Annotated in this window: 25 protein-coding genes, 1 riboswitch and 1 other annotated feature; of the genes, 1 reads left to right on the forward strand and 24 read right to left on the reverse strand. The window is 37.4% G+C overall.

Going from position 1 to position 21214, the window contains the following annotated elements:
- Window positions 1-10 precede the first annotated feature (10 nt).
- From dltA to JW886_RS06170, 20 genes are all read right to left on the reverse strand, one after another.
- A complete protein-coding gene (gene dltA, locus JW886_RS06075) occupies window positions 11-1537 on the reverse strand; it encodes a D-alanine--poly(phosphoribitol) ligase subunit DltA (protein ID WP_205871577.1) in 1527 nt (508 codons plus the stop codon).
- A gap of 9 nt (window positions 1538-1546) precedes the next feature.
- Window positions 1547-1675 carry a teichoic acid D-Ala incorporation-associated protein DltX gene (gene dltX, locus JW886_RS06080; RefSeq protein ID WP_082272323.1) on the reverse strand — a complete coding sequence of 43 codons (129 nt, stop codon included), beginning with the start codon at window positions 1673-1675 and terminating at the stop codon, window positions 1547-1549.
- A 342-nt stretch (window positions 1676-2017) separates the two neighbouring features.
- Window positions 2018-2383, reverse strand: coding sequence for a 50S ribosomal protein L7/L12 (gene rplL, locus JW886_RS06085; RefSeq protein WP_075525690.1), 366 nt, complete (start codon window positions 2381-2383; stop codon window positions 2018-2020).
- A gap of 69 nt (window positions 2384-2452) precedes the next feature.
- On the reverse strand, window positions 2453-2968 hold the full coding sequence (gene rplJ / locus JW886_RS06090; RefSeq protein WP_075525691.1) for a 50S ribosomal protein L10: 516 nt from the start codon (window positions 2966-2968) through the stop codon (window positions 2453-2455).
- A gap of 25 nt (window positions 2969-2993) precedes the next feature.
- Window positions 2994-3119: a sequence feature (ribosomal protein L10 leader region), on the reverse strand.
- A gap of 54 nt (window positions 3120-3173) precedes the next feature.
- Window positions 3174-3353 (reverse strand): hypothetical protein, encoded by a 180-nt coding sequence (locus tag JW886_RS06095; RefSeq protein ID WP_205872518.1) that lies wholly within the window; start codon window positions 3351-3353, stop codon window positions 3174-3176.
- Window positions 3354-3370: 17 nt separating this feature from the next.
- Window positions 3371-4123: a helix-turn-helix domain-containing protein gene (locus JW886_RS06100; RefSeq protein WP_205871578.1), complete on the reverse strand. Its 753-nt coding sequence runs from the start codon at window positions 4121-4123 to the stop codon at window positions 3371-3373.
- A 119-nt stretch (window positions 4124-4242) separates the two neighbouring features.
- A complete protein-coding gene (locus JW886_RS06105) occupies window positions 4243-6069 on the reverse strand; it encodes an ABC transporter ATP-binding protein (protein ID WP_205871579.1) in 1827 nt (608 codons plus the stop codon).
- Window positions 6053-7870, reverse strand: coding sequence for an ABC transporter ATP-binding protein (locus JW886_RS06110; protein ID WP_205871580.1), 1818 nt, complete (start codon window positions 7868-7870; stop codon window positions 6053-6055). The genes JW886_RS06105 and JW886_RS06110 overlap by 17 nt, the downstream gene beginning before the upstream one ends.
- Window positions 7871-8014: 144 nt before the next feature.
- Window positions 8015-8635: an ECF transporter S component gene (locus tag JW886_RS06115; protein WP_075525695.1), complete on the reverse strand. Its 621-nt coding sequence runs from the start codon at window positions 8633-8635 to the stop codon at window positions 8015-8017.
- A gap of 114 nt (window positions 8636-8749) precedes the next feature.
- A riboswitch (FMN riboswitch) is annotated at window positions 8750-8886 on the reverse strand.
- 75 nt (window positions 8887-8961) lie between these two features.
- On the reverse strand, window positions 8962-9681 hold the full coding sequence (locus tag JW886_RS06120; protein WP_200407312.1) for a pseudouridine synthase: 720 nt from the start codon (window positions 9679-9681) through the stop codon (window positions 8962-8964).
- Window positions 9671-10234 (reverse strand): SMC-Scp complex subunit ScpB, encoded by a 564-nt coding sequence (gene scpB, locus JW886_RS06125; RefSeq protein ID WP_075525696.1) that lies wholly within the window; start codon window positions 10232-10234, stop codon window positions 9671-9673. Before scpB ends, JW886_RS06120 begins: the two co-directional genes overlap by 11 nt.
- Window positions 10227-10955: a segregation/condensation protein A gene (locus JW886_RS06130; RefSeq protein WP_200407311.1), complete on the reverse strand. Its 729-nt coding sequence runs from the start codon at window positions 10953-10955 to the stop codon at window positions 10227-10229. Before JW886_RS06130 ends, scpB begins: the two co-directional genes overlap by 8 nt.
- A gap of 28 nt (window positions 10956-10983) precedes the next feature.
- A complete protein-coding gene (gene xerD / locus JW886_RS06135) occupies window positions 10984-11700 on the reverse strand; it encodes a site-specific tyrosine recombinase XerD (protein ID WP_200407310.1) in 717 nt (238 codons plus the stop codon).
- Window positions 11678-12139 (reverse strand): cyclic-di-AMP-binding protein CbpB, encoded by a 462-nt coding sequence (cbpB, locus tag JW886_RS06140; protein WP_200407309.1) that lies wholly within the window; start codon window positions 12137-12139, stop codon window positions 11678-11680. The genes xerD and cbpB overlap by 23 nt, the downstream gene beginning before the upstream one ends.
- A gap of 28 nt (window positions 12140-12167) precedes the next feature.
- Complete coding sequence (locus JW886_RS06145) at window positions 12168-12671, reverse strand: metallophosphoesterase (RefSeq protein WP_075525700.1); 504 nt, start codon at window positions 12669-12671, stop codon at window positions 12168-12170.
- 40 nt (window positions 12672-12711) lie between these two features.
- Window positions 12712-13317, reverse strand: a complete 606-nt coding sequence (locus tag JW886_RS06150) for a nucleoside-triphosphate diphosphatase (protein ID WP_200407307.1) — start codon at window positions 13315-13317, stop codon at window positions 12712-12714.
- Window positions 13318-14133, reverse strand: a complete 816-nt coding sequence (racE, locus tag JW886_RS06155; protein ID WP_205871581.1) for a glutamate racemase — start codon at window positions 14131-14133, stop codon at window positions 13318-13320.
- Window positions 14134-14277: 144 nt separating this feature from the next.
- On the reverse strand, window positions 14278-14517 hold the full coding sequence (locus tag JW886_RS06160) for a YneF family protein (RefSeq protein ID WP_075525703.1): 240 nt from the start codon (window positions 14515-14517) through the stop codon (window positions 14278-14280).
- Window positions 14518-14628: 111 nt separating this feature from the next.
- Window positions 14629-15888, reverse strand: a complete 1260-nt coding sequence (locus JW886_RS06165; protein WP_205871582.1) for a diaminopimelate decarboxylase — start codon at window positions 15886-15888, stop codon at window positions 14629-14631.
- A 161-nt stretch (window positions 15889-16049) separates the two neighbouring features.
- On the reverse strand, window positions 16050-17075 hold the full coding sequence (locus JW886_RS06170; RefSeq protein ID WP_205272372.1) for a branched-chain amino acid aminotransferase: 1026 nt from the start codon (window positions 17073-17075) through the stop codon (window positions 16050-16052).
- 175 nt (window positions 17076-17250) lie between these two features.
- On the opposite strand from JW886_RS06170, the gene JW886_RS06175 reads away from it, so the two are divergent.
- On the forward strand, window positions 17251-17997 hold the full coding sequence (locus tag JW886_RS06175; protein WP_075525706.1) for a mechanosensitive ion channel family protein: 747 nt from the start codon (window positions 17251-17253) through the stop codon (window positions 17995-17997).
- A 66-nt stretch (window positions 17998-18063) separates the two neighbouring features.
- Here the strand turns inward: JW886_RS06175 and JW886_RS06180 are convergent, their stop codons facing one another.
- From JW886_RS06180 to JW886_RS06195, 4 genes are all read right to left on the reverse strand, one after another.
- A complete protein-coding gene (locus JW886_RS06180; RefSeq protein WP_205871583.1) occupies window positions 18064-18840 on the reverse strand; it encodes a ribonuclease HII in 777 nt (258 codons plus the stop codon).
- Between the two features lie 74 nt (window positions 18841-18914).
- Complete coding sequence (gene ylqF / locus JW886_RS06185; RefSeq protein ID WP_205871584.1) at window positions 18915-19766, reverse strand: ribosome biogenesis GTPase YlqF; 852 nt, start codon at window positions 19764-19766, stop codon at window positions 18915-18917.
- Window positions 19767-19961: 195 nt separating this feature from the next.
- On the reverse strand, window positions 19962-20660 hold the full coding sequence (locus tag JW886_RS06190; protein WP_205871585.1) for a B3/B4 domain-containing protein: 699 nt from the start codon (window positions 20658-20660) through the stop codon (window positions 19962-19964).
- A 22-nt stretch (window positions 20661-20682) separates the two neighbouring features.
- On the reverse strand, window positions 20683-21198 hold the full coding sequence (locus JW886_RS06195; protein ID WP_241003746.1) for a GNAT family N-acetyltransferase: 516 nt from the start codon (window positions 21196-21198) through the stop codon (window positions 20683-20685).
- Between the last annotated feature and the right edge of the window lie 16 nt (window positions 21199-21214).

A 21214-nucleotide genomic window follows, 5' to 3' on the forward strand; every position in this document is an offset into this window, starting at 1 on the left:
TTTGATCACCTCACACTTTTTCAGCAAGTGCCTTGCGATCAACTTTACCATTTTGAGTTAGTGGAAAATCAGTAAGATAAACAAACTTGGTTGGCATCATATAGTCCATGATCGACTGGGATAAACTTGCTTTGACTTGTTTTGTAAACGCACGTTCAGAAGCTTTATCAACAAATTTTTGATTAGTTTGAATAAAGGCTACGAGTGCTGTCACTTTATGCTGATCATTCGTTTTTGGTAAAACTACTGCTTTTTCAACTGAGTCAGACTTTTGCAAATTACTTTCAATGTCTTGAAGCTCAATCCGATACCCATTAAATTTCACTTGAAAGTCGATTCTTCCTTGATAGTGCAATAAGCCATTCTCATCCAAATAACCTGCATCGCCTGTGTGATAGGCCGGTTGACCCGCTATATTAAAAAAGGAAATGTTTGTTTTTTCCAGATTTTTATAATAACCTTTAGCCACCGAATTACCAACTATAATAATTTCATTATCTATAATCTTGATCTCAACACCAGGTTTAGCATAACCGATAGGTAGACGTTCATATTTTTTCAAAAGTTGTGGTGTAATTTTTATGGAAGTTACCGCACCTGTTGCTTCTGTTGGTCCGTATGTATTGAAAATACTTGCTGACGGAAAAGCGGTCAGTAATTTGTGAGCTGTTTTGACGGTCAGTTCTTCCCCACAAAAAATAAATTGTTTTAACTCAGGGTGAGTTGCTTCCTTAAAAGAAGGTTCTAATAAGCAAATGTCAAGAAATGAGGGAGTCGAAACCCAAGTATTAATCACTGTGCTGTTCAACCGTTCAAATAAATGTTTAAAGTTTATGGTTTCATCACGGGAGATAGAGACCAATGTTCCACCCGTCGTCAAGCTGGGATAAATACTGAAGATTGAAAGATCAAAACTGTATAAAGCTTGAGATAAAATACGGTTTTTATCAAGTGTTAGAAAAGCCGTGTTCATCCACTGTGTGAAACTTTTCAGGTTGTTATGACTCACCTCTACTCCTTTTGGTATTCCTGTAGTACCAGAAGTATAAATGAGATAAGCGCTCTCCTCACCAGAAACTGCATGACTGTAATCCAAAGGAGGTAACACATTCTTGCCAGTGAAACTTTGCCAGTCTAAATCCTCTACAACAAGAGTATCATGGAAAAGAGCTGTAAATTCAGCTTCAAGTTCTACTGACGAGATGGTCAGTAAAGGGTTAGCCGCAGTATAAATCATTGCTGTTCTTTCAAAAGGAGTATGGGCATCAACCGGAATATAGGGATGTCCAAGCAAATTTGTGGCCAACATCGCAGCCAAAGTCAAAAAACTATTCTTTCCAAAGATTAACAGTGGTTCTTTTAATTGAGTTTCTTGGTCAGTCAATGTTTTACTGACCAGTCGGTCAGTAATTAGTTTTGAAAGTTCATTCACAGCGCAATAGAGCTCTTGGTAGCTGTATGCTTTATCCTTTTCCTCAAAAGCAGTCCGTTCAGGGTAAGATTTCGCTTTTTCTAATATTTCTTCTACTAAATTCATAATTTCTTCCTAAAATTCATTGTAAATAAAGTGTGCACCACCTGTGTGACTATACGAGTACAGATAGAGCAAAATTAACAATATCACGAAATAAAATAAGGTTTTCCCGATAAATATACCGATCTCTTTTTTGTTCATGATTTCCCCTTCATTAAAAAGATGTACAATTTCTAAATTTTCATTGTAACATTTATGTACTTATTCTAACACAGATATGAAAAAGAAAAAACTTACATTTCTGTAAGTTTTTTGAAAATAAAAAACTGCAGCTATTAGGCTGCAGTAAGGGATAAAAAGAAGGAGGTGGGGATCGAACCCACTAGTTTCTCCCCCATAGAGTGGGTTTCCTTCATCATTTGATATGTTAAGAATAACAATAAAAGGGAACGCTGTCAATAAAAGCGCTCGCAAAATAATTTAAAGCTCAAAAAAGACCTTGGAAAATCCAAGATCTTTTCAAAATCTAATAAGTTTAAAGTCTTATTTAAGAGTAACAGAAGCACCAGCTGCTTCAAGTTTTTCTTTGATGTCGTTAGCGTCTGATTCAGAAACACCTTCTTTAACAACTGTTGGTGCACCGTCAACAAGTTCTTTAGCTTCTTTAAGTCCAAGACCTGTGATTCCGCGTACTTCTTTGATAACTGCAACTTTTTTGTCGCCAGCTGAAGTCAATTCAACGTCGAATGAATCTTTAGTAGCTGCTGCTTCACCAGCACCTGCTGCTGCTGCAACTGGAGCTGCTGCTGTTACGTCAAATTTTTCTTCGATTGCTTTAACGAGTTCAGAAAGTTCAAGGATTGTAGCTGTTTCAAGTTCAGCAACGATGTTTTCAATGTTCAATGCCATTTTAATATTCTCCTATTAATTTTTTAGTTTGTTGCGTAAATCCGCCGATATAGAGTAAGTTGCTTAGGATTAAGCAGCTGATTCTTCTTTTTCTGCAACAGCTTTGACTGCAAGAGCCACGTTGCGGACAGGTGCTTGAAGCACTGAAAGAAGCATTGAAAGAAGACCTTCGCGGCTTGGAAGAGACGCAATAGCTTCGATTTCTTCTTTAGAAGAAACTTTACCTTCAATTACACCAGCTTTGATTTCAAGATTTTCAGCATCTTTAGCGAAATCAGCCAATACTTTAGCAGGTGCGACAACATCTTCGTTAGAAAATGCTACTGCTGATGGGCCAGAGAAAGCTTCTGACAAACCTTCAAGACCAGCTTTTTCAGCTGCACGACGCAAGATTGAGTTTTTAACAACTTTGAACTCAACACCTGCTTCACGCAAGTTTTTACGAAGTTGAGTATCTTCATCAACTGTCAAACCACGTGAATCTGCAACAATAATTGATGCGGCTTCGTTCATTTTTTGTACGTAAACATCAACCAATTCTGCTTTCTTAGCAATTGTTGCTTCATTTACTTTGTAATCGCTCATTTTTTTACCTCCATTTTATTTTGGTTGTAGAAATAAAAAATCTCTACACACAAAAGACATAGAGAGTTCAATTATCATTTTGATATTTGTCCTCGGTAGGAAGTTTATGACTTTCGTCCCCTACTGTCTTCGGTCAGTTCTTTTAGAACCTTATTAAGTATAGCAAACTTTTTTGACGATTGCAAGAGGAAACTTACTTTTTCTTTCAAGCAATATTTTTTTCTTCGTTTCTATCTGAGAAAGGTTTAATTATAACAATCTTCTCCTTTTTTTTGGGTTTGCTTTGATCCAATTTTATAGCAAGCCATAAAACCAGTTCATAAGCAATTCCAAAAAGGAGACCAATCCCTACTATCGGTGAGATTTCTTTTATCCAGCTCATCATGTGACTTATCCATTCCTTCAATCTTCAATTTGTGATTCATTGATTTCTTCAAAATTATCTACGACGGGGCCAATGATGCGGAAATTATCTCCTTCACCAAGGTAAAAGTCTTTATACTGCGGATCAGGATTAATGGAATGAATTCGGAATCGACCTTCCTCCTCAAATACTTGCTTAATATATAAACATTCTTCGCCTAAATCTCCCTCAGCAATTGCATAGACATCTCCACTTCGCCCAAAACCAGTGTTTAAAAAAGTAGCAATAGAAAAATTAGGGAAATCAGGTTCCATTGATTCACCTTTAATTCTGGCAGCCCCATCATAGCGCGAAAGTTTTTCCGTCGTATAAGCTTTGTAATGATGACCAGAGTTACTCGCTGTTTGACCAAAACCAGCCGAAAGTTCTTCATCTTCTACAATAGCATAATTAAGTAAGGCACGTTGATAAGTTTTTAAATCCACGAGGTTTGTTTTATTTTGCTCAAGGAGAAACTCAGTAAAATTAACTACCGACTCTTGTTGTTCGCCTGATAAAGCTCTATAATTATCCATCAACTGTTTTTCTTTATTATCAGTTTTTATGATGAGTTCTTGAATGGGGATTTGGTAAATCGCTGAGAGCTTTTCTAAAAGTTCTAAAGTAGGATTTGTAGCTTTTTGCTCCCAAAGGACATAAGCATTCTGTTTCATTCCGAGCTTTTCAGCCAATTGACTCTGCGTGAGTTTCGCATTTTTTCTTAATTTCTTTAAGTTCTGACCAAAATTCATACACTTACCTCCTTATTTCATCTTAAGCGTTCTTATATTATACCTCTAAATGATTATCTTGTCAATTATTTTTATCAGAAAAACTGATACAAAGAAAAACCGCTGCTATCAGTGGTTTTTCATAGTTCTTTTTGTAACGTTTGTATTCGATACATGTCTGCATAATAACCATTAAGTGCTAAAAGTTGGTCATGATTTCCTCGCTCAATAATTTCTCCCTTGTTCAAGACTAAAATCTGGTCAGCATCTTTAATCGTTGATAATCGGTGAGCAATGGCCATTGTCGTTCGATTTTGTCGCATATTTGTCAGACCTTCTTGAATAAGCGCTTCAGTTTCAGTATCAATATTGGCTGTTGCTTCATCTAATAAGAGAATTTTCGGATTACGCACAATCGTTCGAGCAAAGTTAATTAGTTGACGTTCACCGGCCGAGAAGGCTGCCCCGCCTTCAATTACTTTGGTTTCGTAACCATTTTCCAAATCTTTGATAAATTTGTCAGCTTGAACAAATTGAGCCGCTTCTTTGGCAGCTTGGTCAGTAATCTGTGGATTCATCATTTTGATATTGTCAGTAACTGACGCAACAAACATAAAGGAATCTTGCAAGACTAAACCAATTTTTTTCCTAAGTTCTTCTTTTGAATAACTTCTAATGTCCTGATCATCAATCAAAACTTGGCCTTCTGTGAATTCATAGAATCGCATAAAGACATTGATAATACTCGATTTTCCCGAACCTGTATGACCTACAAAAGCAAGCGTTTCTCCAGGATTCACAATAAATGAGATGTTTTTCAAAACTTGATGTTCTCCGTCATATGAAAAACTGACATTGCGAAATTCAATTTTTCCTTCTTGAATGATTGGAGAATTGCTGACAGATTTTCTGTCAGTAAATTTTTCATCAACATTTTTACTGACAGAAGTTGAAATTCCTTGTTGTGGCGCAAATTCTTTTTCTTCCATGATTGTCTTGATGCGACTAGAGGCCACCAATCCATTTGAAAAGTTTGATAAAGAATCCATCAATCCTGAAATAGGATTAAAGTAAATTTGTACATTACTGATGAAAGCATAAATTAAACCAGCCTCAACCACTGCATGTAGACTTCGATTAGAATACATCAACAAGACAACAACTATTGAGAGGGCCATCAAAAAATTAACTAAAGGGCTCAACAAAATCCCGTTAATCTGAATCACTCGTTTTCGATAACCATAATATTCATCATTTGTTTTTTCAAATTCATTCCCTAGTCTGCTCTCTTGACGAAATTGTTGAATAATTCTCATCCCAGAAATGTATTCATTTAATTTCGTATTCAATTCTGAACGCTTAGCAAGCATGGCTTGATAAACTTTTGTACTCACTTTTTGATAAATCAGTACAGCCAAAATCAATAGGGGAAGAATCAACAACATCACAAGCGCAATTTGGTGGTCAATAATAAACAAAGCAATGAAGGCAATGATAATAGAAAGCAAACTTGTTAAGGCATTAAACAAAGTCTGCCAGAAATCAAATAAATCGGTGTCATTTGTGATTCTGGTGATTAACCACCCCGTCGGTTTTTGATCAAAATAGCGCATACCTAGCTGATGAATTTTTCGATAAACTTTCTTACGAATGTATTGATTAACAAAAATCGAACCATTTTGCAGATAATTCCATTTGAAAAAGAAAGCAATTGAATTGATTATTGCTAAAATCAAATAAAGAGCTGCAAAATAGAAGATAATCTGGTCAGTCGCTTTCATGGGCGTCAAATAGGAATCCATAAAAACGGACAAAACAAAAGGCATAAGTGAAGCCAGAGCAGTTGTAATTACACTAAAAACAAAAGCCCAAACGAAATACTTTTTGAAAGGTAATAAGAATTTGAAAATAAATTTAAAAACTTGCCAACTTTCTCTGACAGACATTTTGTCAGTAGATTTCTCCATTTTCTTCTCCTTCCCGATTTACTGACGAACCTGTCAGTAAATTTTCATCTTTATCAGTCGCTGCCAAATGACTTTCAATCTGTTGCATTTGCCACATTTGAGCATACCAACCCCCAGATTTAATCAAATCTTCATGCAAGCCACGCTCAATAACTTTTCCTTCGTCTAGCACGAGAATTTCATTAGCTTCCATTACTGATGACAATCTGTGACTGACAACCAGCGTTGAACTTTCATGACGTAAGGCCTTCAGATTTGACAAAATTAACTGTTCAGTCTTGGCATCAACAGCTGACAGCGCATCATCTAAAATCAATAGTTTAGGCTGAATAAGTAGCGCCCGCGCAATAGATAACCTTTGCTTTTGTCCACCAGAAAGTGAAACGCCACGCTCGCCAACCAAAGTATCATAACCTTCAGGAAAAGCAATAATATCCTCATGAATTCCAGCTGTTTTAGCTGCAATTTCAACTTCTTCTTGACTCGCTGACATCTTAGCAAAGCGAATATTATCTCTGACAGACATCGAAAATAGAAAATGTTCTTGCGGAACATAACCAATCGCTGGCAAATATTCATCTAATTGATAATCCATAATATCATGGTCAGCAAAAGTAATATGTCCTTTGTAATGGTCAAACTCTCTCATTAAAAGTTTAATAATCGTTGATTTTCCTGCACCTGTTCGTCCGACCAAACCTAAAACATGACCTTCTTTTAAATTAAATTGAACTTTCTCCAGATTGCGCCCTTCATTCTCATTTGGATAAGTAAAACTTTCAATATCAAAAAGGAGTTGACCTTCTTTTGGCATTTTCAAAGTACCTTCAGAAATTTTTGATTCCGCTTTTTGAGCTAATAATTTTTCTACTCGACTGTATGAAGCTCTTCCACGTTCAATAACATTAAAAAGCACCCCAATAGCAAACATCGGCCAGACCAAATTTCCGATATAAGTCATAAAAGCAACTAACTGACCAATCGTTAAAACATGGTGAACAACATAGTAGCCCCCTAAAAGAATGGTTAAAGTATAAGATAAACCAACAATTAAAGTGATTAAAGGATCGTACATTGAGTCAATCCAATTGACCCTGATAAAGGCTTTATCAATATTATCTAACTTAACTTGGAAATCAGCCATATCTTGTTCTTCTTCACCAAAAGATTTGATTGCTTTCATTCCGGTAATCGATTCTTGGACTTTATCATTCATTTCAGAGAAAGTTTCTTGCGCATGTTCAAAACTCACATGAATTTTATCCCCCAAAATTTTAGATACTAGCGCGAGCAAAGGCAAAGGAAGGACAGCAATAATCGTCAAACGCCAGTCAATAAATAAGAGCATAGCAATGATTGTCATCCCACCCGTCATTAAAGAATCCGCCCAAGTCAAAACCCCAAGTCCAGCAACACTCTGTATCGCTTGCAAATCATTTGTCGCATGAGCCATCAAATCCCCAGTACGATTTTTTTGGTAAAAAAGAGTGTCCATTCGCAAAAAATGCCTAAAAAGCCGACTACGGATTATTTTTTCCAGTTTAAAAGCTTCGCCCCAAATATTTGTAGACCAAATAAAACGAAAACCATATTCAACAAGTGCGGTGCCCAATAAAATACCAGAAAAACTCAAAATTAAAGGTAAAGTCAAGCTGCGCTTAACAATATGATCAATAATTTTTCCGATAACTAAAGGGGGTAGCAAGTGAGTTAAAGAAACAATAAAAAGGGCTAATAGGCCCACGCCATAACCTTTTTTCTCTGCTTTAAAAAACCACCATAAATCTTTAAAAATTTTCATACAGTCTATTCCACTTTATTTTATAATATTCTAAATATTAGTATATCACAAAGAAAGCGATTAAAATAGCTTTTTTACAGAATATTTTTCAAATTTAAAATAAAAAAAGAAGCTCACGAGTTGTGAAACTTCTTTACTTTTAAACTAAGCATTATAGAATTTTACGACTTTATTTTTCTTAAATACAGCGACAATCAATCCAAAAACAAGAGCAAAGATGACATACTGCAAAGCATTAAATGGTAATACCACAGTAATCAGATAGGTTGGATTCATCGTAAATGCTAAAGACCCGATATCAAAGAGGTGCGTTGCACCAGTAAACAGCTTATCAACGTCAAAGCCTGCAGCGAGTCGATAAAGGGGCAGAGCATAAAAGACATTTAGCACCATCATCACGAGGACTGAGGCAATCGCTGCAAGTAACACACCGATTGTATAATTCTTAATCGAAAATTTTCTTTTCGTAAAGAACCATACGATGGCCATAAAAATTCCTAGAGCAATAAAGTTCATCGGTATTCCTATCCAAGTTGATGGGCCTTGATTAAACAAAATGTACCATAAAATTGAACGGATAAATAGAATAATGAAACCATCACCCAATCCCAATGTAAACACCCCTATCAATACAGGTATAATTGACAATTCGACCTTCATAAAGTCAATCCCTGGTAAAAGCGGAAACTGTAAGATGGGAAGTAACAGTACCGTTGAGAGTGCAGCAAGCATGGCTATAATAACCATCCGACGCGTTTTAGACATAAAAAAACCTCCAAATATGAGAAAATAATTCTTCAAATTTCGAGGAAGTTGATAGACATTTTTTTGTTTGGCCAAAAACAGCAACCTTAAAAAACAGGTTACAGCACAAAAATTGTTCATCTTCTTCCATCCAGACTTTACTGTCGCTAGCAGGTTTTCACTGCTTCAATCGCCGTAGCGAATCGCGGAGTCATAGGGTCAAAGCCCTATTTACCGCCGGTCCCGAATTACACGGTGCCCTGAAGATAAACTTATTATATCATAAAAATAAGCCGCATATCAAGAATTTTTATTTTGATATAAAAAACGCCCTCAGGACGTCTGGTTTATTTTGTTTGTGCCGCATTGATGAGTTGAGAAACTTCCTTTTTACTTAGACGACGAAATTGCCCGACAGGAAGGCCCTCTAAATTGAGTGGTCCATACTGGATACGGCTAAGTTTTTGCACAGGAAGCCCAACTTGTGAGAACATCTTCTTCACTTGATGATTTTGCCCTTCGTGTATCGTGAGACTAACGATTGAATGATTTTTAGTCTTATCTTGCTTAATGATTTCATAGCGCGCTGGACTAACTTTTTTACCTTCAATTTTTATCCCCAACGTTAATGGACGCAAATTTTCTTTATTAGCTTGCCCTTCCACTTTAGCCACATAGACTTTTTCAACGCCATGGCGAGGGTGAGTCATAAGGTTAGTAAACTCTCCATCATTCGTTAGTAAAAGCAGACCACTCGTGTCCCAATCCAGTCGCCCAACAGGATAAATCCGTTCCTTCACTTGAGGCATCAAATCCATTACCGTTTGGCGACCTTTTTCATCACTTACAGAAGAAATATAGCCACGCGGTTTGTTCAAAAGGTAATATACAGGTTCTTCATTGTAAACGGCAACACCATTTACCTCAACAATATCCCCAGCTACCACTTGATAACCCAAATTGGTCATCGGGGTATGATTAACGCTGACTTTACCATTCAAGATCAGCTCTTCTGCTTTACGTCTACTCGCGACACCTGCATGTGCTAAATACTTATTAATTCTCATTTTCATCACTTTCATTAAATAAAATTTGTTCTTCGGTTGCGAAGTTGGCTTCATCGATAGTAGGGAGTTCTTCCAAACTATTAATTCCAATATAATCTAAGAAAAACTCTGTTGTGGCATAAAGGCCCGGTCTCCCTGGCGCCTCTACTACTCCCACCTTCTCTACCAAATCAAACGCCCGTAAAGTAGAAATAACGCCGGAAGAGTTAACCCCTCTAAGCTGGTCAATTTCTAACCGTGTCAAAGGCTGCTTATAAGCAATAATCGAGAGGACTTCAAGTGCTGACTTAGATAAGGACTGATTAAGTGGTGTTTTAGCATAAACTTTCAAAAGTTCCGCAAATTCTTCTTTAGTGGATAAGCGAAATTTTCCAGCCGTTTCTATAATAGTAAGCGCCGATTCACTATCTGTGTGGTATTTGTCATTAAGGTACTCTATTTGTTGTTGACAAGCCTGTTTAGACAACTCTGTCAGAGCTGACAGCTCTGTCAGAGAAAGACCAGCCTCTCCTGAAATAAAAAGTAAAAGTTCACATGTTGCTGTTTTATTCACTCGTTTCTTTTCTTTCTAAAATAATTTCTCCAAAGAGTTCATCCTGTGAAAAGGCTATCTGTTGATTTTTAATTAACTCCAAAAGTGCCATAAAAGTGGTCACTAATTCTTCTTTTTTGACCTGAGAAGCAAAGAGCTCTGTAAACTTACAACTCTTTCTCTCTACAAAAACCTGTGATAACTCCAGGATTTTATCGGCTATTGTGTAACGCTCTGCCTCAATTGTGGTATGCTCATCCTCAAATTGTTGTTTTTGAAGTTCCAGAACTTTACTAAAAGCAAGAAACAAATCAAGAGCCGTCTTATCTTTGAGTAAGTGCGTTTCATCAGTGATGACCTCAGTCTTTGCCTTAGAATAATAAAGACTTCTTTCTTGATGAAGTTCATCTAAAGCTTGAGAAAGCATCTTGTATCTACGATATTCATCAATTTGGGCGAGTAAATCATACTCTAATTGTGCCGTATCTTCAACAAACGCCTCCGTCACAGTTGGGAGCAGTCTGCGAGACTTAATCAGCATGAGCTGACTAGCCATTACCATGTACTCTCCTGCAACTTCAAGTTCCAAATTTTGCATGGTTTTAAGGTAAGCTAGGTATTGTTCAATGACAGGAACTAGTGGCACTTCAAAGATATCCATCTCATACTGGCTAACGAGATGCAAAAGCAAATCAAGCGGTCCTTCAAAGTTATTAATTTTTATATTGATTTCTTTTATCATTTTTATATCTTTTAAACTTATTTAGGACTTACCGATAATATTTTTCTAAAGTCGTGGTAGTGGATAGACCGAGTAACGCTGAAAGTTCATAGATGGTCTTACCAGCTTTTACTTGATGCAAAATATACTGCTCACGAATTTCTTTTGAAGAATAATGAGTAAATTTTTTGAGTTCTGTATAAAGGAATTGGCGTGACTTTGAGAATAGCTCATCAGCATTACTGATTGCCTTTACACGCATTGCAAATTTTTCTCGAATCGGCAAAACCCGCTTGATACCTGATTTTTCGACCGTTAAATACTTGAATTTCCAATTAAAATTTTCCCACTTTAATTTTTGAATTTCAGCAAAATTAAGCCCAAATTCTAAAATGAGTAGGGCTAAAAACTGCCCTGGACAAGTCATAGGACCATAGAATTCAGGAAATTCTTTAATCATGGGACGATAACTGTGAGCTTGTTTTTTCTCTTTTTGTGCAATTTGATCAATCTTATAAAAATGATCGATTTTTTGGTTTTGATAAAGATAAAGCAAGTATTGATTAGCACTAGAAATTTTACGACGCTGTGCAGAAGCGGAAAGTTTAGATAGTTGATGCTTATAAAGTTCTAAACTTTCCTCCGACACGACTTTATCTTCCAAAAAATGATACATGGAAATTAAGTCATAATAATAATTTGAACGTGTATTCTCTGAAAAATTTTTACTTGCTAAATATCCTTCAATCTCGTTTGGTAATTTCATAGTCTTTTGTAAAGTCATGTGCAAAGGCACTAAAGGCCTTTAATATTTCTTGACGAACAATAATTCCTAAAAATTCTTGTCCTTTAACAACAGGTAAAAAAGGTTCTTTAATCAGTTTATTCAACATCTCTTCCAAGGGAACAGAGGGGCGAACAGTTGCTATGTCAGTATTCACAATCTCTGAAATTGGGGTGTTTTGAGATTTTTCATAAAAAAAATCATGTTCCATTTCAAACTCTACAATTTCATTCAATCCTAGTACACCAACATACTCCTTATCTTTATTAAGGACGGGTACTCTAGAATATTTATACTGGCTAAGCAAAAGCTTTGCATGAGCGATATTATGCTCAGCAAGTAATACTGCAACATTCTGTGCTGGTATCATAAATGTAGCACTCTGGCTCATTATAAACGCTTCAATGTGTTTATCAATCACTCTGACAATTAGCTCCTTTTAAGTAGGATTACAGCAAGAACTGCAGATCGGGGATCGGTTCATGGTTAAGATTGCGATAAGAAACTTCTATTTTTTTACCTTTTTTTTCAACAAGTGCATACATTTTTGTTTGGTGTGCGCCTCTTGGTTGAGCAACTGAACCTGGGTTAAGATATAAAATCTGATTTATTCTCTGAGCAACTGGTTGATGAATGTGCCCAAACAAGGCGATATCAACATTTTTTTCCTCAGCAAAATAAGAGTAACGCTCTAAACCTAAGCCAACATAAAATAAATGGCCATGTGAGATAAGAATCCGTTGTTGCTCCACCTCTTTGATGAGAAAATCATGATAGCCTTCATCATCGTCGCAGTTTCCCGCTACTACCGTTATCCCTTCCCATATCGGATCGCTACTCGGAAGCTCTGAATCTCCGCAGTGAAAAATAGCTGTTGCTTTGTCTTGATAATATTCTTTGATAGACTCTATCACACGACGATCAGTGTGAGAGTCAGACATCACTACAAACATAAACGAACCCTTTCTTTACATAATAAATTTTATGTTATGTTTAGTTTTCCATCCATTTAGGGAGTTCCACCATTAATTTCTGTAAAGCTTGACCACGATGTGAGAGGCGGTTTTTTTCTTCATCCGAAAGCTCTGCAGCAGTACGAAAAGCATCAACAAGAAAGATTGGATCATATCCAAAACCATTTTCGCCCTTGGGTGCCAGAGCAATATAACCGTGCCAATCTGCTTCTACGACGAGACTTTCATGCTCAGGACGGGCAGCAACAAGGGTAGTATGGAAATGAGCACTCCGTTTTTCAGGAGTGATGGCTGTTGGGGCAAGCTCATGCAAAAGTTTAGCAATATTTTTCTCATCCGTAGGGTCTGGGGCAGAGAAACGATGAGACCAAATCCCTGGAAGACCGCCCAAGACATCGACGCATAAGCCAGAATCATCTCCAATCACCACTTCTCCAGTAATTTGAGAAATTTTTTCGGCTTTTAGCCGAGCATTTTCTTCAAAAGTACTTCCAGTTTCTTCTATTTCGGGTAACTCTGGATAATCCATTAAGTCTTTGATTTCATAGCCAAAATCTGCGAATAATTTTCTAAATTCACGCGTTTTGCCCGCGTTTCTTGTAGCAATAATTAAAGTCTTTTCCATTTATTTCACCTTATTGAAGCCTTCTATTTCCGCATGTTCAATGTTGAGATGTCCTATTGCAAGCCACTTTTCTGCTATTAAACGAAATGAATCCACTCCAGCTGTCGTATAAAAGTGATGCTGAATTTCTTTGCGCTCTTGTCCATTGAGTAAAAAGTAATTGAGTAAAACTGAAATATCTCGAACTGCTTCTGCTCCTGAGTCGATGAGCTGGACCTCTGATCCCATTTCTTGTTGTATTAGTGGTCGCAATAAGGGGTAATGCGTACAACCTAGGATCAAGGTATCAACTTTACCAACTAGTGGCGCTAAACTTTCATGAACTACACGCTTGGCAATATCAGATTCCATCTCATTTGATTCTACAATCGAAACAAATTTGGGACATGCTAGGCTTGTTACTTCTATTTTTGAGGATTTATGATGAATAATTTTTCGATATTCATCAGAGCGTACCGAAGCTTGAGTAGCAATAATGCCGATTTTTTTGCTTGTTGTTTTTTGGATCGCTGATGTTGCCCCTGGTAATATCACACCAATCACGGGTATATCAAGTTGAGCTTTTACTTCGTCAAGCGCCATAGCCGTAGCTGTATTACAGGCCATCACTATCATTTTCACATCTTTTGAAAGTAAAAAGTTAACCATATCCCATGTGAATTCGACAATTTGAGCTTTACTACGTGGACCATAGGGTGCGCGACGGGTATCTCCAATATATACAATTTCTTCATTTGGGAGTTGTCTAAGGAGCTCCCGAGCAACAGTCAGTCCACCGACCCCTGAATCTAATAGGCCTATTGGTCGATTGTCCATTTTTCTTCTCCTTTATTATAAAGTCTTGGATTTCATTCAATCATCCTGATAAAAATCCGAATAAGACATTGATGACTAAAAAAGCAAACGCCGAGAGAGCACAAAACTTCGTTCTGCTGCTTCGCTCAGCGTCTACACTTTAACTTATTTTTTCTTGGTATCTGCTTGTTTTGCAGCTGCACGAATTTGGCGAAGTACTTGTTGTACTTGAACTTCACTTGGTTTACGTCCCATTGAACCCATCATCAGACGAACAGCGTCCTCATTGAGTGGTGGGTTATCCATAAGTAACTTTTTAGTTTGACGTTGTGAGAACCATGTTCCTAAGAAAAAACCGGCCAAAAGGCACACAACCATAAGCACAATAGCTAAGACTAAATTCATTTTGAATCTCCTAATTTTGGCGAAACGCTTTCGCCATTGATGACATCTTATTATATCAAAAATTATGTCTTTTGTCAGTACTTTATTTTACTGACAAAGCTGTCAGCAGACTTACAGCTTAAAATCAAATCCATCCAGAGTTTGGAAATAGTCTTCTGGACGCTCAGCCCGTCTAATCAGTCGTGATGAACCATCCTCTTGCAACAAAATTTCAGCGCTTCTTAACTTTGCATTATACTGATAGCCCATCGAATAACCATGTGCGCCGGTATCATGGATGACAAGTAAATCGCCAACTTCTATCTGGGGAAGTGCTCTTTGTTTAGCAAATTTATCATTATTTTCACACAGCGAACCTGTCACATCATAAACTTCTGTTGGTGCTTGATTTTCCTTACCCATCACTGTGATATGATGATAAGCATCATAGAAAGCTGGACGCATCAGATTGACTGCTGAGGCATCTACCCCAACGTATTTTCTATAAGTTTCTTTTAAATGCAGCACTCGAGTAACTAAGTGTCCGTGCGGAGCAAGCATAAAACGACCTAACTCCGTGTAGATTTTAAGGTCACTTATACCATTTTTAACCAGAACCTCATCATAAACTTTATGTACCCCCGCTCCAATCGTGGCAATATCGTTGGCTTTTTGATCTGGTCGATAGTTTACTCCAATCCCACCAGAAAGATTAATAAAATCGAGAGTTACTCCCGTTAGTGTCCGTATTTCAAGAGTCAACTCAAAAAGTTGATGAGCGAGTTCCGGATAGTAATCATTTGTTACGGTATTTGAAGCTAAGAAACTATGAAGTCCGAAATTTTCCACACCAAGGCTTTGAAGGTGCTTAATTCCCTGAATAAGCTGTGTTTTGGTCATGCCAAATTTTGACTCTTCTGGGTTATCCATAATTTGAGTTCCCATTGCAAAAACACCACCTGGGTTGTAACGCAAACTCATGGTTTTAGGAAACTCAAAGTTTTCTTGCTGTGTTAGAAAATCAATGTGTTCATAAGCGTCCAAATTGATGGTCGCCCCTAATTCATTGGCATAAGCATACTCATATGCGGGAGTATCATTCGATGAGAACATCATTTCATCCCCAGAAAACCCACATTTCTTCGAGAGAAGCAACTCGACATAAGAGGCGCAGTCCACACCACATCCTTCTTCATGGAGAATTTTCAAAATAGCCGGAGTAGGTGTCGCTTTTACTGCAAAGTATTCCTTAAACCCCTTATTCCAAGAGAAGGCTGCATTTAAGGCACGGGCAGTCGCTCTTATCCCTTTCTCATCATAAAGATGAAAAGGTGTGGGAAAGTCATTAGTGATTGCTTCTAAGCGCTCCTGATTAATAAATGTTTGCTTCATTGAGACCCCTTTTCTTTGTGGTTTTACTGATTGGTCTGTCAGTAAAACCAAGCCTGTAAGTTTATTTTCATCCTAACCATTGGTATGTATAAATAAATAAATAAATAATTATTTATTTTCTGATTATTCGTCCTGTTAAAAAAGCGGACTACCGCTTTTTCCTACTCATCAATTTTTACGATCCACCCTTCTGGAGCCTCTACTTCGCCAAATTGGATGCCTACTAATTCTTCATAAAGTCGTTTAACAGTTGGTCCTACCTCTGTTTCAGAATGGAAAATGTAAGTACGGTCCCCATCATCTATACGACCAATCGGCGAAATAACCGCGGCTGTACCGCAAGCTCCTGCTTCAACAAATCGCTCTAAGTCAGTAACCAAAACATCTGTTTCTTGTGCTTTTAAGCCTAGGCGATGTTCTGCAAGATAGAGTAATGAATACTTCGTAATAGAGGGAAGGATAGACGGACTTAGTGGAGTAATAAATTCCCCCTCCTTTGTGATACCAAAGAAATTTGCTGCCCCGACTTCTTCAATTTTTGTATGAGTAGTAGGGTCAAGATAAATGGCATCCGCATAACCAGCTTTTTTGGCACCCACTTCAGCTTGAAGCGAAGCCGCATAATTCCCACCAACTTTTGCTCCACCAGTCCCCAGAGGTGCTGCCCGGTCATAATCCCGTGAAATTACAAAACTAGACGGAGCTAATCCTCCTTTAAAATATGAACCCACAGGCATAGCAAAAACCGTAAATAAATATTCTTCTGCCGGACGGACACCAATAATATCACCAACTCCAATCAACAATGGACGCAGATAAAGTGTAGCACCTGTTCCGTAAGGAGGAACAAAATCCTCATTTGCCTTTACAACTTGTTTGACGGCGTCAATAAACATCTCCGTTGGTACTTCAGGCATACAAAGGCGTCGAGCTGTTTTTTGTAAACGTAGAGCATTCTGGTCCGGACGGAAAAGTTGAATCGTACCCTCTTTTGTTCGATAAGCTTTCAGTCCCTCAAAACCTTGCTGGCCATAATGCAAAGCAGGGGAGGACTCACTGATATGGAGCTGATGGTCACTCGTCAGTTCCCCAGCGTTCCACTTTCCTCCTTTATAATGCGCAATATAACGCAAAGGTAAGTTCATATAATTGAAACCCAAATTTTCCCAGTCTAATTCGATCGTCATAACATCCTCCAAGATTTTTTTGTTATAATAGATTATATTATTTTCTGAAAAGGAAAACAAGGAAATATTCATCCTATTTGATAAAATTCTAAATTTTTTTGTTGAAAAGGCTTTGGAAACGCCTTAAACACTGGAAATTTTATCTGTAAAAATTTTATATGCAACTGGAGGAAAAATGCGTCTTTTAAAAATGAACTGGGAAGATTTTGGTCAACTTTTACTCGACAAAGCACTTACAATTGCCTTAGTCAGTGTGCTTTTTTTCATTCTCTATCAAGCTTGCTCAAGAATAGTCAAAAAATTGTTTAAGAACTACAGTGAACAAAAGTGGACTGATACGTCCCGAATCCTTACCTTGTCACGCCTGACAACAAGTGCGCTTCATTATCTCACCGTCTTTCTCTACATCTACACTGTTCTTGGTTTAATCGGAGTTCCTGTCAGCAATATTTTAGCAGGTGCCGGGATTTTGGGAGTGGCGCTTGGTTTTGCAGGTCGTGATCTGGTAGCTGATATTATCAATGGCTTCTTCATTATCGTAGAACATCAAATTAATGTTGGAGATACCGTCTCTTTTGCGGGACTAGATATCGAAGGCGTTGTTAAAACGGTTGGAATACGTTCTATTACTGTTATTGGAGCAGACGGTGCTACAACTTTCATTCCCAACCGAAACATTGCAGCTTTAAAAAATTATTCTTACAAAGAACGAACGATTAATCTTGATGTACCTGTCACACCAGATACTTTATCAAAAACTAAAGCCCACATCCTCGAAGTGAATGCCGACTATCCGCAAACAAGTTTTGCGGGAATTGTGAATGTAGAAGACAAGTTATTCATTCGAAGTACTTTAACCGCTCCTTTAACGCAACTTTCTCTTTTAAAAATGGAAATCTTAGACAAATATTACGAACAATAATTACTGACCAGACTGTCAGTAAAATCAAAAAACGTGGATTATTTTAATCCACGTTTTTTCTACTTTTTATTTGTACCACCCAATCATTGTCTTAATTGGTTCATAAGATTTTCTATGAAGAGGTGTCACACCATTCTTTTTGAGTGCTGCCAAATGTTTGGCTGTACCATAGCCAACATTGTGCTCAAAATCATACTCAGGATAATCCTGCGCAAGATCCGCCATCATTTCGTCACGCGTGACCTTTGCTACAATGGACGCTGCAGCAATGGATAAAGAGCGCGCGTCGCCATGAATAATTTTAGTCTGCGCCAAATCAATATCAAGTGTCATTGCATCAATTAAGAGGTGCTCAGGTTTTACTGACAGCTTGGTCAGTGCTTCTAACATCGCAAGCTTGGTCGCTTCATAGATATTAACCTCATCAATTCGTTGGGCATCAACAAGACCGATTCCAATCGCTACTGCTTTTCTTTGTATCTCCTCAAACAATAAACGGTGTTTAGACTTCGGGACTTTTTTACTATCATCTAAACCTCTTATCTTACAATTTTTTGGCAATATAACAGCAGCGGCCACTACTGGACCAGCCAGCGGGCCCCGCCCCACTTCATCAATTCCTGCAATTAGCTGAATTCCTTTAGCATATAACTCCTCTTCAAATTCAAGCATTTTTACCAGACGTTCATCCTCAGCTTTTAGAGCGAGGAGCTGTTTTTTACGTACCCGTACTGCCGTTTGCACTCCTGCGCGTGGATCATTTTCATAAGCAGTAAATTCCTCAGCTGCTAAATCCGTCAGCAACGCAAGTCTATTTTTAATTTCTTTAATTGTTTCTGTCATTAAATAACTGAATCCTATCACCTCATTGACTCATTTAACATAATTATTTTTATGTTAAATGAGTCATTATGCTTTTATTTTTGTTGTTCTTTCGTGAGATCTAGACAAAAAGATCCCAATTTCCCATCACGTACATCTTTGACAAACATCGCATAAAAACGGTCATAGTCATCACGGAAACCAAATCTTTGAGTTAAAGCCATAATTAATTCAGGGGTTGATAGCTCTAAATCTTCTTCGGTAATACGATATCGTTTGAGAGTAAGTGTGGGGTAATGAGTGATAAAATATTTTAAGCCAAATATTGTCACTTCATCCATCGGCAATAAATCATCTTTAATTGCACCAGTTAGAGCTAATTTCAAACCTACCAATTGATCTTCAAATTTAGGCCATAAAATACCTGGTGTATCTAGTAACTCTAATTCTTTGTTCGTACGAATCCATTGCTGCCCCTTTGTAACACCAGGGCGATTACCAGTTACTGCGACCTTTTTCCCAGCCAAACGGTTCATCAAGGTTGACTTACCAGCATTGGGAATACCGATAATCATTGTACGTAAAGTCGTATTTGCAATCCCTCGCTCTTTATCATGAGCCACTTTTTCAGCCATTAATCTTTTCGCTGCTACCGTCAACCGTTTTGCAGTGTACTCTTCCTTAGAATTAATCGCTAAAGTTACAAAACCTTGCTCCTCAAAATACTCAATCCATTGTGCGACAGAATTAGAATCTGCCAGATCTGCCTTATTGAGGGCAATGATCCGGGGCTTGTCCCCGATAATCTGGTCTAACATCGGATTACGTGAGCTGATAGGCAAGCGTGCATCTACCAGTTCAATCACAAAATCCACATATTTTAAATTCTCCTGAACTTGTCGTCTTGCCTTTGACATATGTCCTGGAAACCATTGGATCGTTGCCATCTCTTATACCTCTTCTTCTCTAGCTATACTTATTTACAAAGCTCATTCTAAATTATAGAGCCTATTTTTTTAAACACGTCAAAATATACGATTTATGAAAATAAAAAATGATAAAATGAATTTCTATTCTCATTCATTTTATCATTTTTTTCATTTCCTGTCCGCTCCTACTGCATAGATCCCTTTTCAAAAAACTTACTTTTCTTCTTGCTTAATGACCTCTATATTTCCTGACACGCCGAAATATTCAAAAATTCTTTTATTTAAAGCTTCTATTGCAGAAAAAGCACGCGCTTGTTGAGCTTCATCTAGTGCTTCAATAACCAAAATTGCGCGTTTGGTTGTTTCGGTTAACATTGTACGTTGCGCATCTCGCCAATTTAAACAACGGCAAATCGCTCCTTGTTCATCATAATAAATTACCTCTCCACTTAATGCTGGCTCATCTTTTTCTTCACCAAGAGGTCGGAAAGCTTCTCCTCCTTTAGCAATCCCTAGATGCATGCTCCCCTCTATTTTATCTAAATCTTCCCCACCACAAGGGACACCAAACTCGAGAGAGATACTATTATACAAGTCAACCAAAGGATTAATAGGTTGAAAACTTCTACCTTGACTCACTCTTTTTAACAAAGCCTCAATAGAGGCACGTGCACCTTTCTTCTTTTTGAATTTTGTGAACGCCTCACGCCAAATTTTGACAATCTCATTTTTCGAAAATTCTTCTTCAGTGAGGTACTTTTGAGCTTTTTCACTCGCCGTATTTAAAACATGTACCATTTCTTCATCTCTCTTTTGCGAAACATGATTATCTAACCCGTCTACCGTCAATACATTAACAGTCGCTTCTGGAAAAATTTCCCAGAAATTTGAATCAATTTTTAAATTTTCCATTATAGTATTATCCTTTTCTTTATTATAAAACTTTCTTCATTAGTAAATCTCTTTGTTTTTCTTGACCAACCTTGAAAGTATGTTCACTGAAACAAGCAAAGCCCATTTTTTCATAGAAGTTTAGAGCCTCTAAATTATACTCCCAAACACCTAACCAAATAAATGTTTTATTTTTTTGCTGTGCACATTCAAGCGCATATTCTAATAATCTTTTCCCTATTCCTAGCCGTTTAAATTTTTTTCTCACATAAATCCGTTCGATTTCTAAACTGTCTGTCCCTAGTTTTTCAGATTGGGCAGAATCAATGTTTAACTTCATATAAGCGACTAGCTGGTTATCGTCATAGACAAAAGAGAAGAAACTTTCCTTATTATCCAACTCATGGATTAATTTTTCTAGACAATAATTTTGCTCCATGTAGCTTAAAAGATTAGCCGCGTCATTATACTTCTCAAACGTATCAAAAAAGGTCTCTTGACTAATTTTTTGTAATTCCTCAACTTGTCCTCGACTTACGGGTAAAATTTCCAACGTCACACACTCTCTCCTTCCC

Origin of the sequence: Lactococcus taiwanensis, assembly GCF_017068355.1 — a bacterium.
GTDB lineage: Bacteria > Bacillota > Bacilli > Lactobacillales > Streptococcaceae > Lactococcus > Lactococcus taiwanensis.

Coding starts and splice junctions, on each gene's coding strand:
- dltA (WP_205871577.1), bottom strand. CDS start 1,537: ATGAATTTAGTAGAAGAAATATTAGAAAAAGCGAAATCTTACCCTGAA.
- dltX (WP_082272323.1), bottom strand. CDS start 1,675: ATGAACAAAAAAGAGATCGGTATATTTATCGGGAAAACCTTATTTTAT.
- rplL (WP_075525690.1), bottom strand. CDS start 2,383: ATGGCATTGAACATTGAAAACATCGTTGCTGAACTTGAAACAGCTACA.
- rplJ (WP_075525691.1), bottom strand. CDS start 2,968: ATGAGCGATTACAAAGTAAATGAAGCAACAATTGCTAAGAAAGCAGAA.
- JW886_RS06095 (WP_205872518.1), bottom strand. CDS start 3,353: ATGATGAGCTGGATAAAAGAAATCTCACCGATAGTAGGGATTGGTCTC.
- JW886_RS06100 (WP_205871578.1), bottom strand. CDS start 4,123: ATGAATTTTGGTCAGAACTTAAAGAAATTAAGAAAAAATGCGAAACTC.
- JW886_RS06105 (WP_205871579.1), bottom strand. CDS start 6,069: ATGGAGAAATCTACTGACAAAATGTCTGTCAGAGAAAGTTGGCAAGTT.
- JW886_RS06110 (WP_205871580.1), bottom strand. CDS start 7,870: ATGAAAATTTTTAAAGATTTATGGTGGTTTTTTAAAGCAGAGAAAAAA.
- JW886_RS06115 (WP_075525695.1), bottom strand. CDS start 8,635: ATGTCTAAAACGCGTCGGATGGTTATTATAGCCATGCTTGCTGCACTC.
- JW886_RS06120 (WP_200407312.1), bottom strand. CDS start 9,681: ATGAGAATTAATAAGTATTTAGCACATGCAGGTGTCGCGAGTAGACGT.
- JW886_RS06130 (WP_200407311.1), bottom strand. CDS start 10,955: ATGATAAAAGAAATCAATATAAAAATTAATAACTTTGAAGGACCGCTT.
- xerD (WP_200407310.1), bottom strand. CDS start 11,700: ATGAAATTACCAAACGAGATTGAAGGATATTTAGCAAGTAAAAATTTT.
- JW886_RS06145 (WP_075525700.1), bottom strand. CDS start 12,671: ATGTTTGTAGTGATGTCTGACTCTCACACTGATCGTCGTGTGATAGAG.
- JW886_RS06150 (WP_200407307.1), bottom strand. CDS start 13,317: ATGGAAAAGACTTTAATTATTGCTACAAGAAACGCGGGCAAAACGCGT.
- racE (WP_205871581.1), bottom strand. CDS start 14,133: ATGGACAATCGACCAATAGGCCTATTAGATTCAGGGGTCGGTGGACTG.
- JW886_RS06160 (WP_075525703.1), bottom strand. CDS start 14,517: ATGAATTTAGTCTTAGCTATTGTGCTTATGGTTGTGTGCCTTTTGGCC.
- JW886_RS06165 (WP_205871582.1), bottom strand. CDS start 15,888: ATGAAGCAAACATTTATTAATCAGGAGCGCTTAGAAGCAATCACTAAT.
- JW886_RS06170 (WP_205272372.1), bottom strand. CDS start 17,075: ATGACGATCGAATTAGACTGGGAAAATTTGGGTTTCAATTATATGAAC.
- JW886_RS06175 (WP_075525706.1), top strand. CDS start 17,251: ATGCGTCTTTTAAAAATGAACTGGGAAGATTTTGGTCAACTTTTACTC.
- JW886_RS06180 (WP_205871583.1), bottom strand. CDS start 18,840: ATGACAGAAACAATTAAAGAAATTAAAAATAGACTTGCGTTGCTGACG.
- ylqF (WP_205871584.1), bottom strand. CDS start 19,766: ATGGCAACGATCCAATGGTTTCCAGGACATATGTCAAAGGCAAGACGA.
- JW886_RS06190 (WP_205871585.1), bottom strand. CDS start 20,660: ATGGAAAATTTAAAAATTGATTCAAATTTCTGGGAAATTTTTCCAGAA.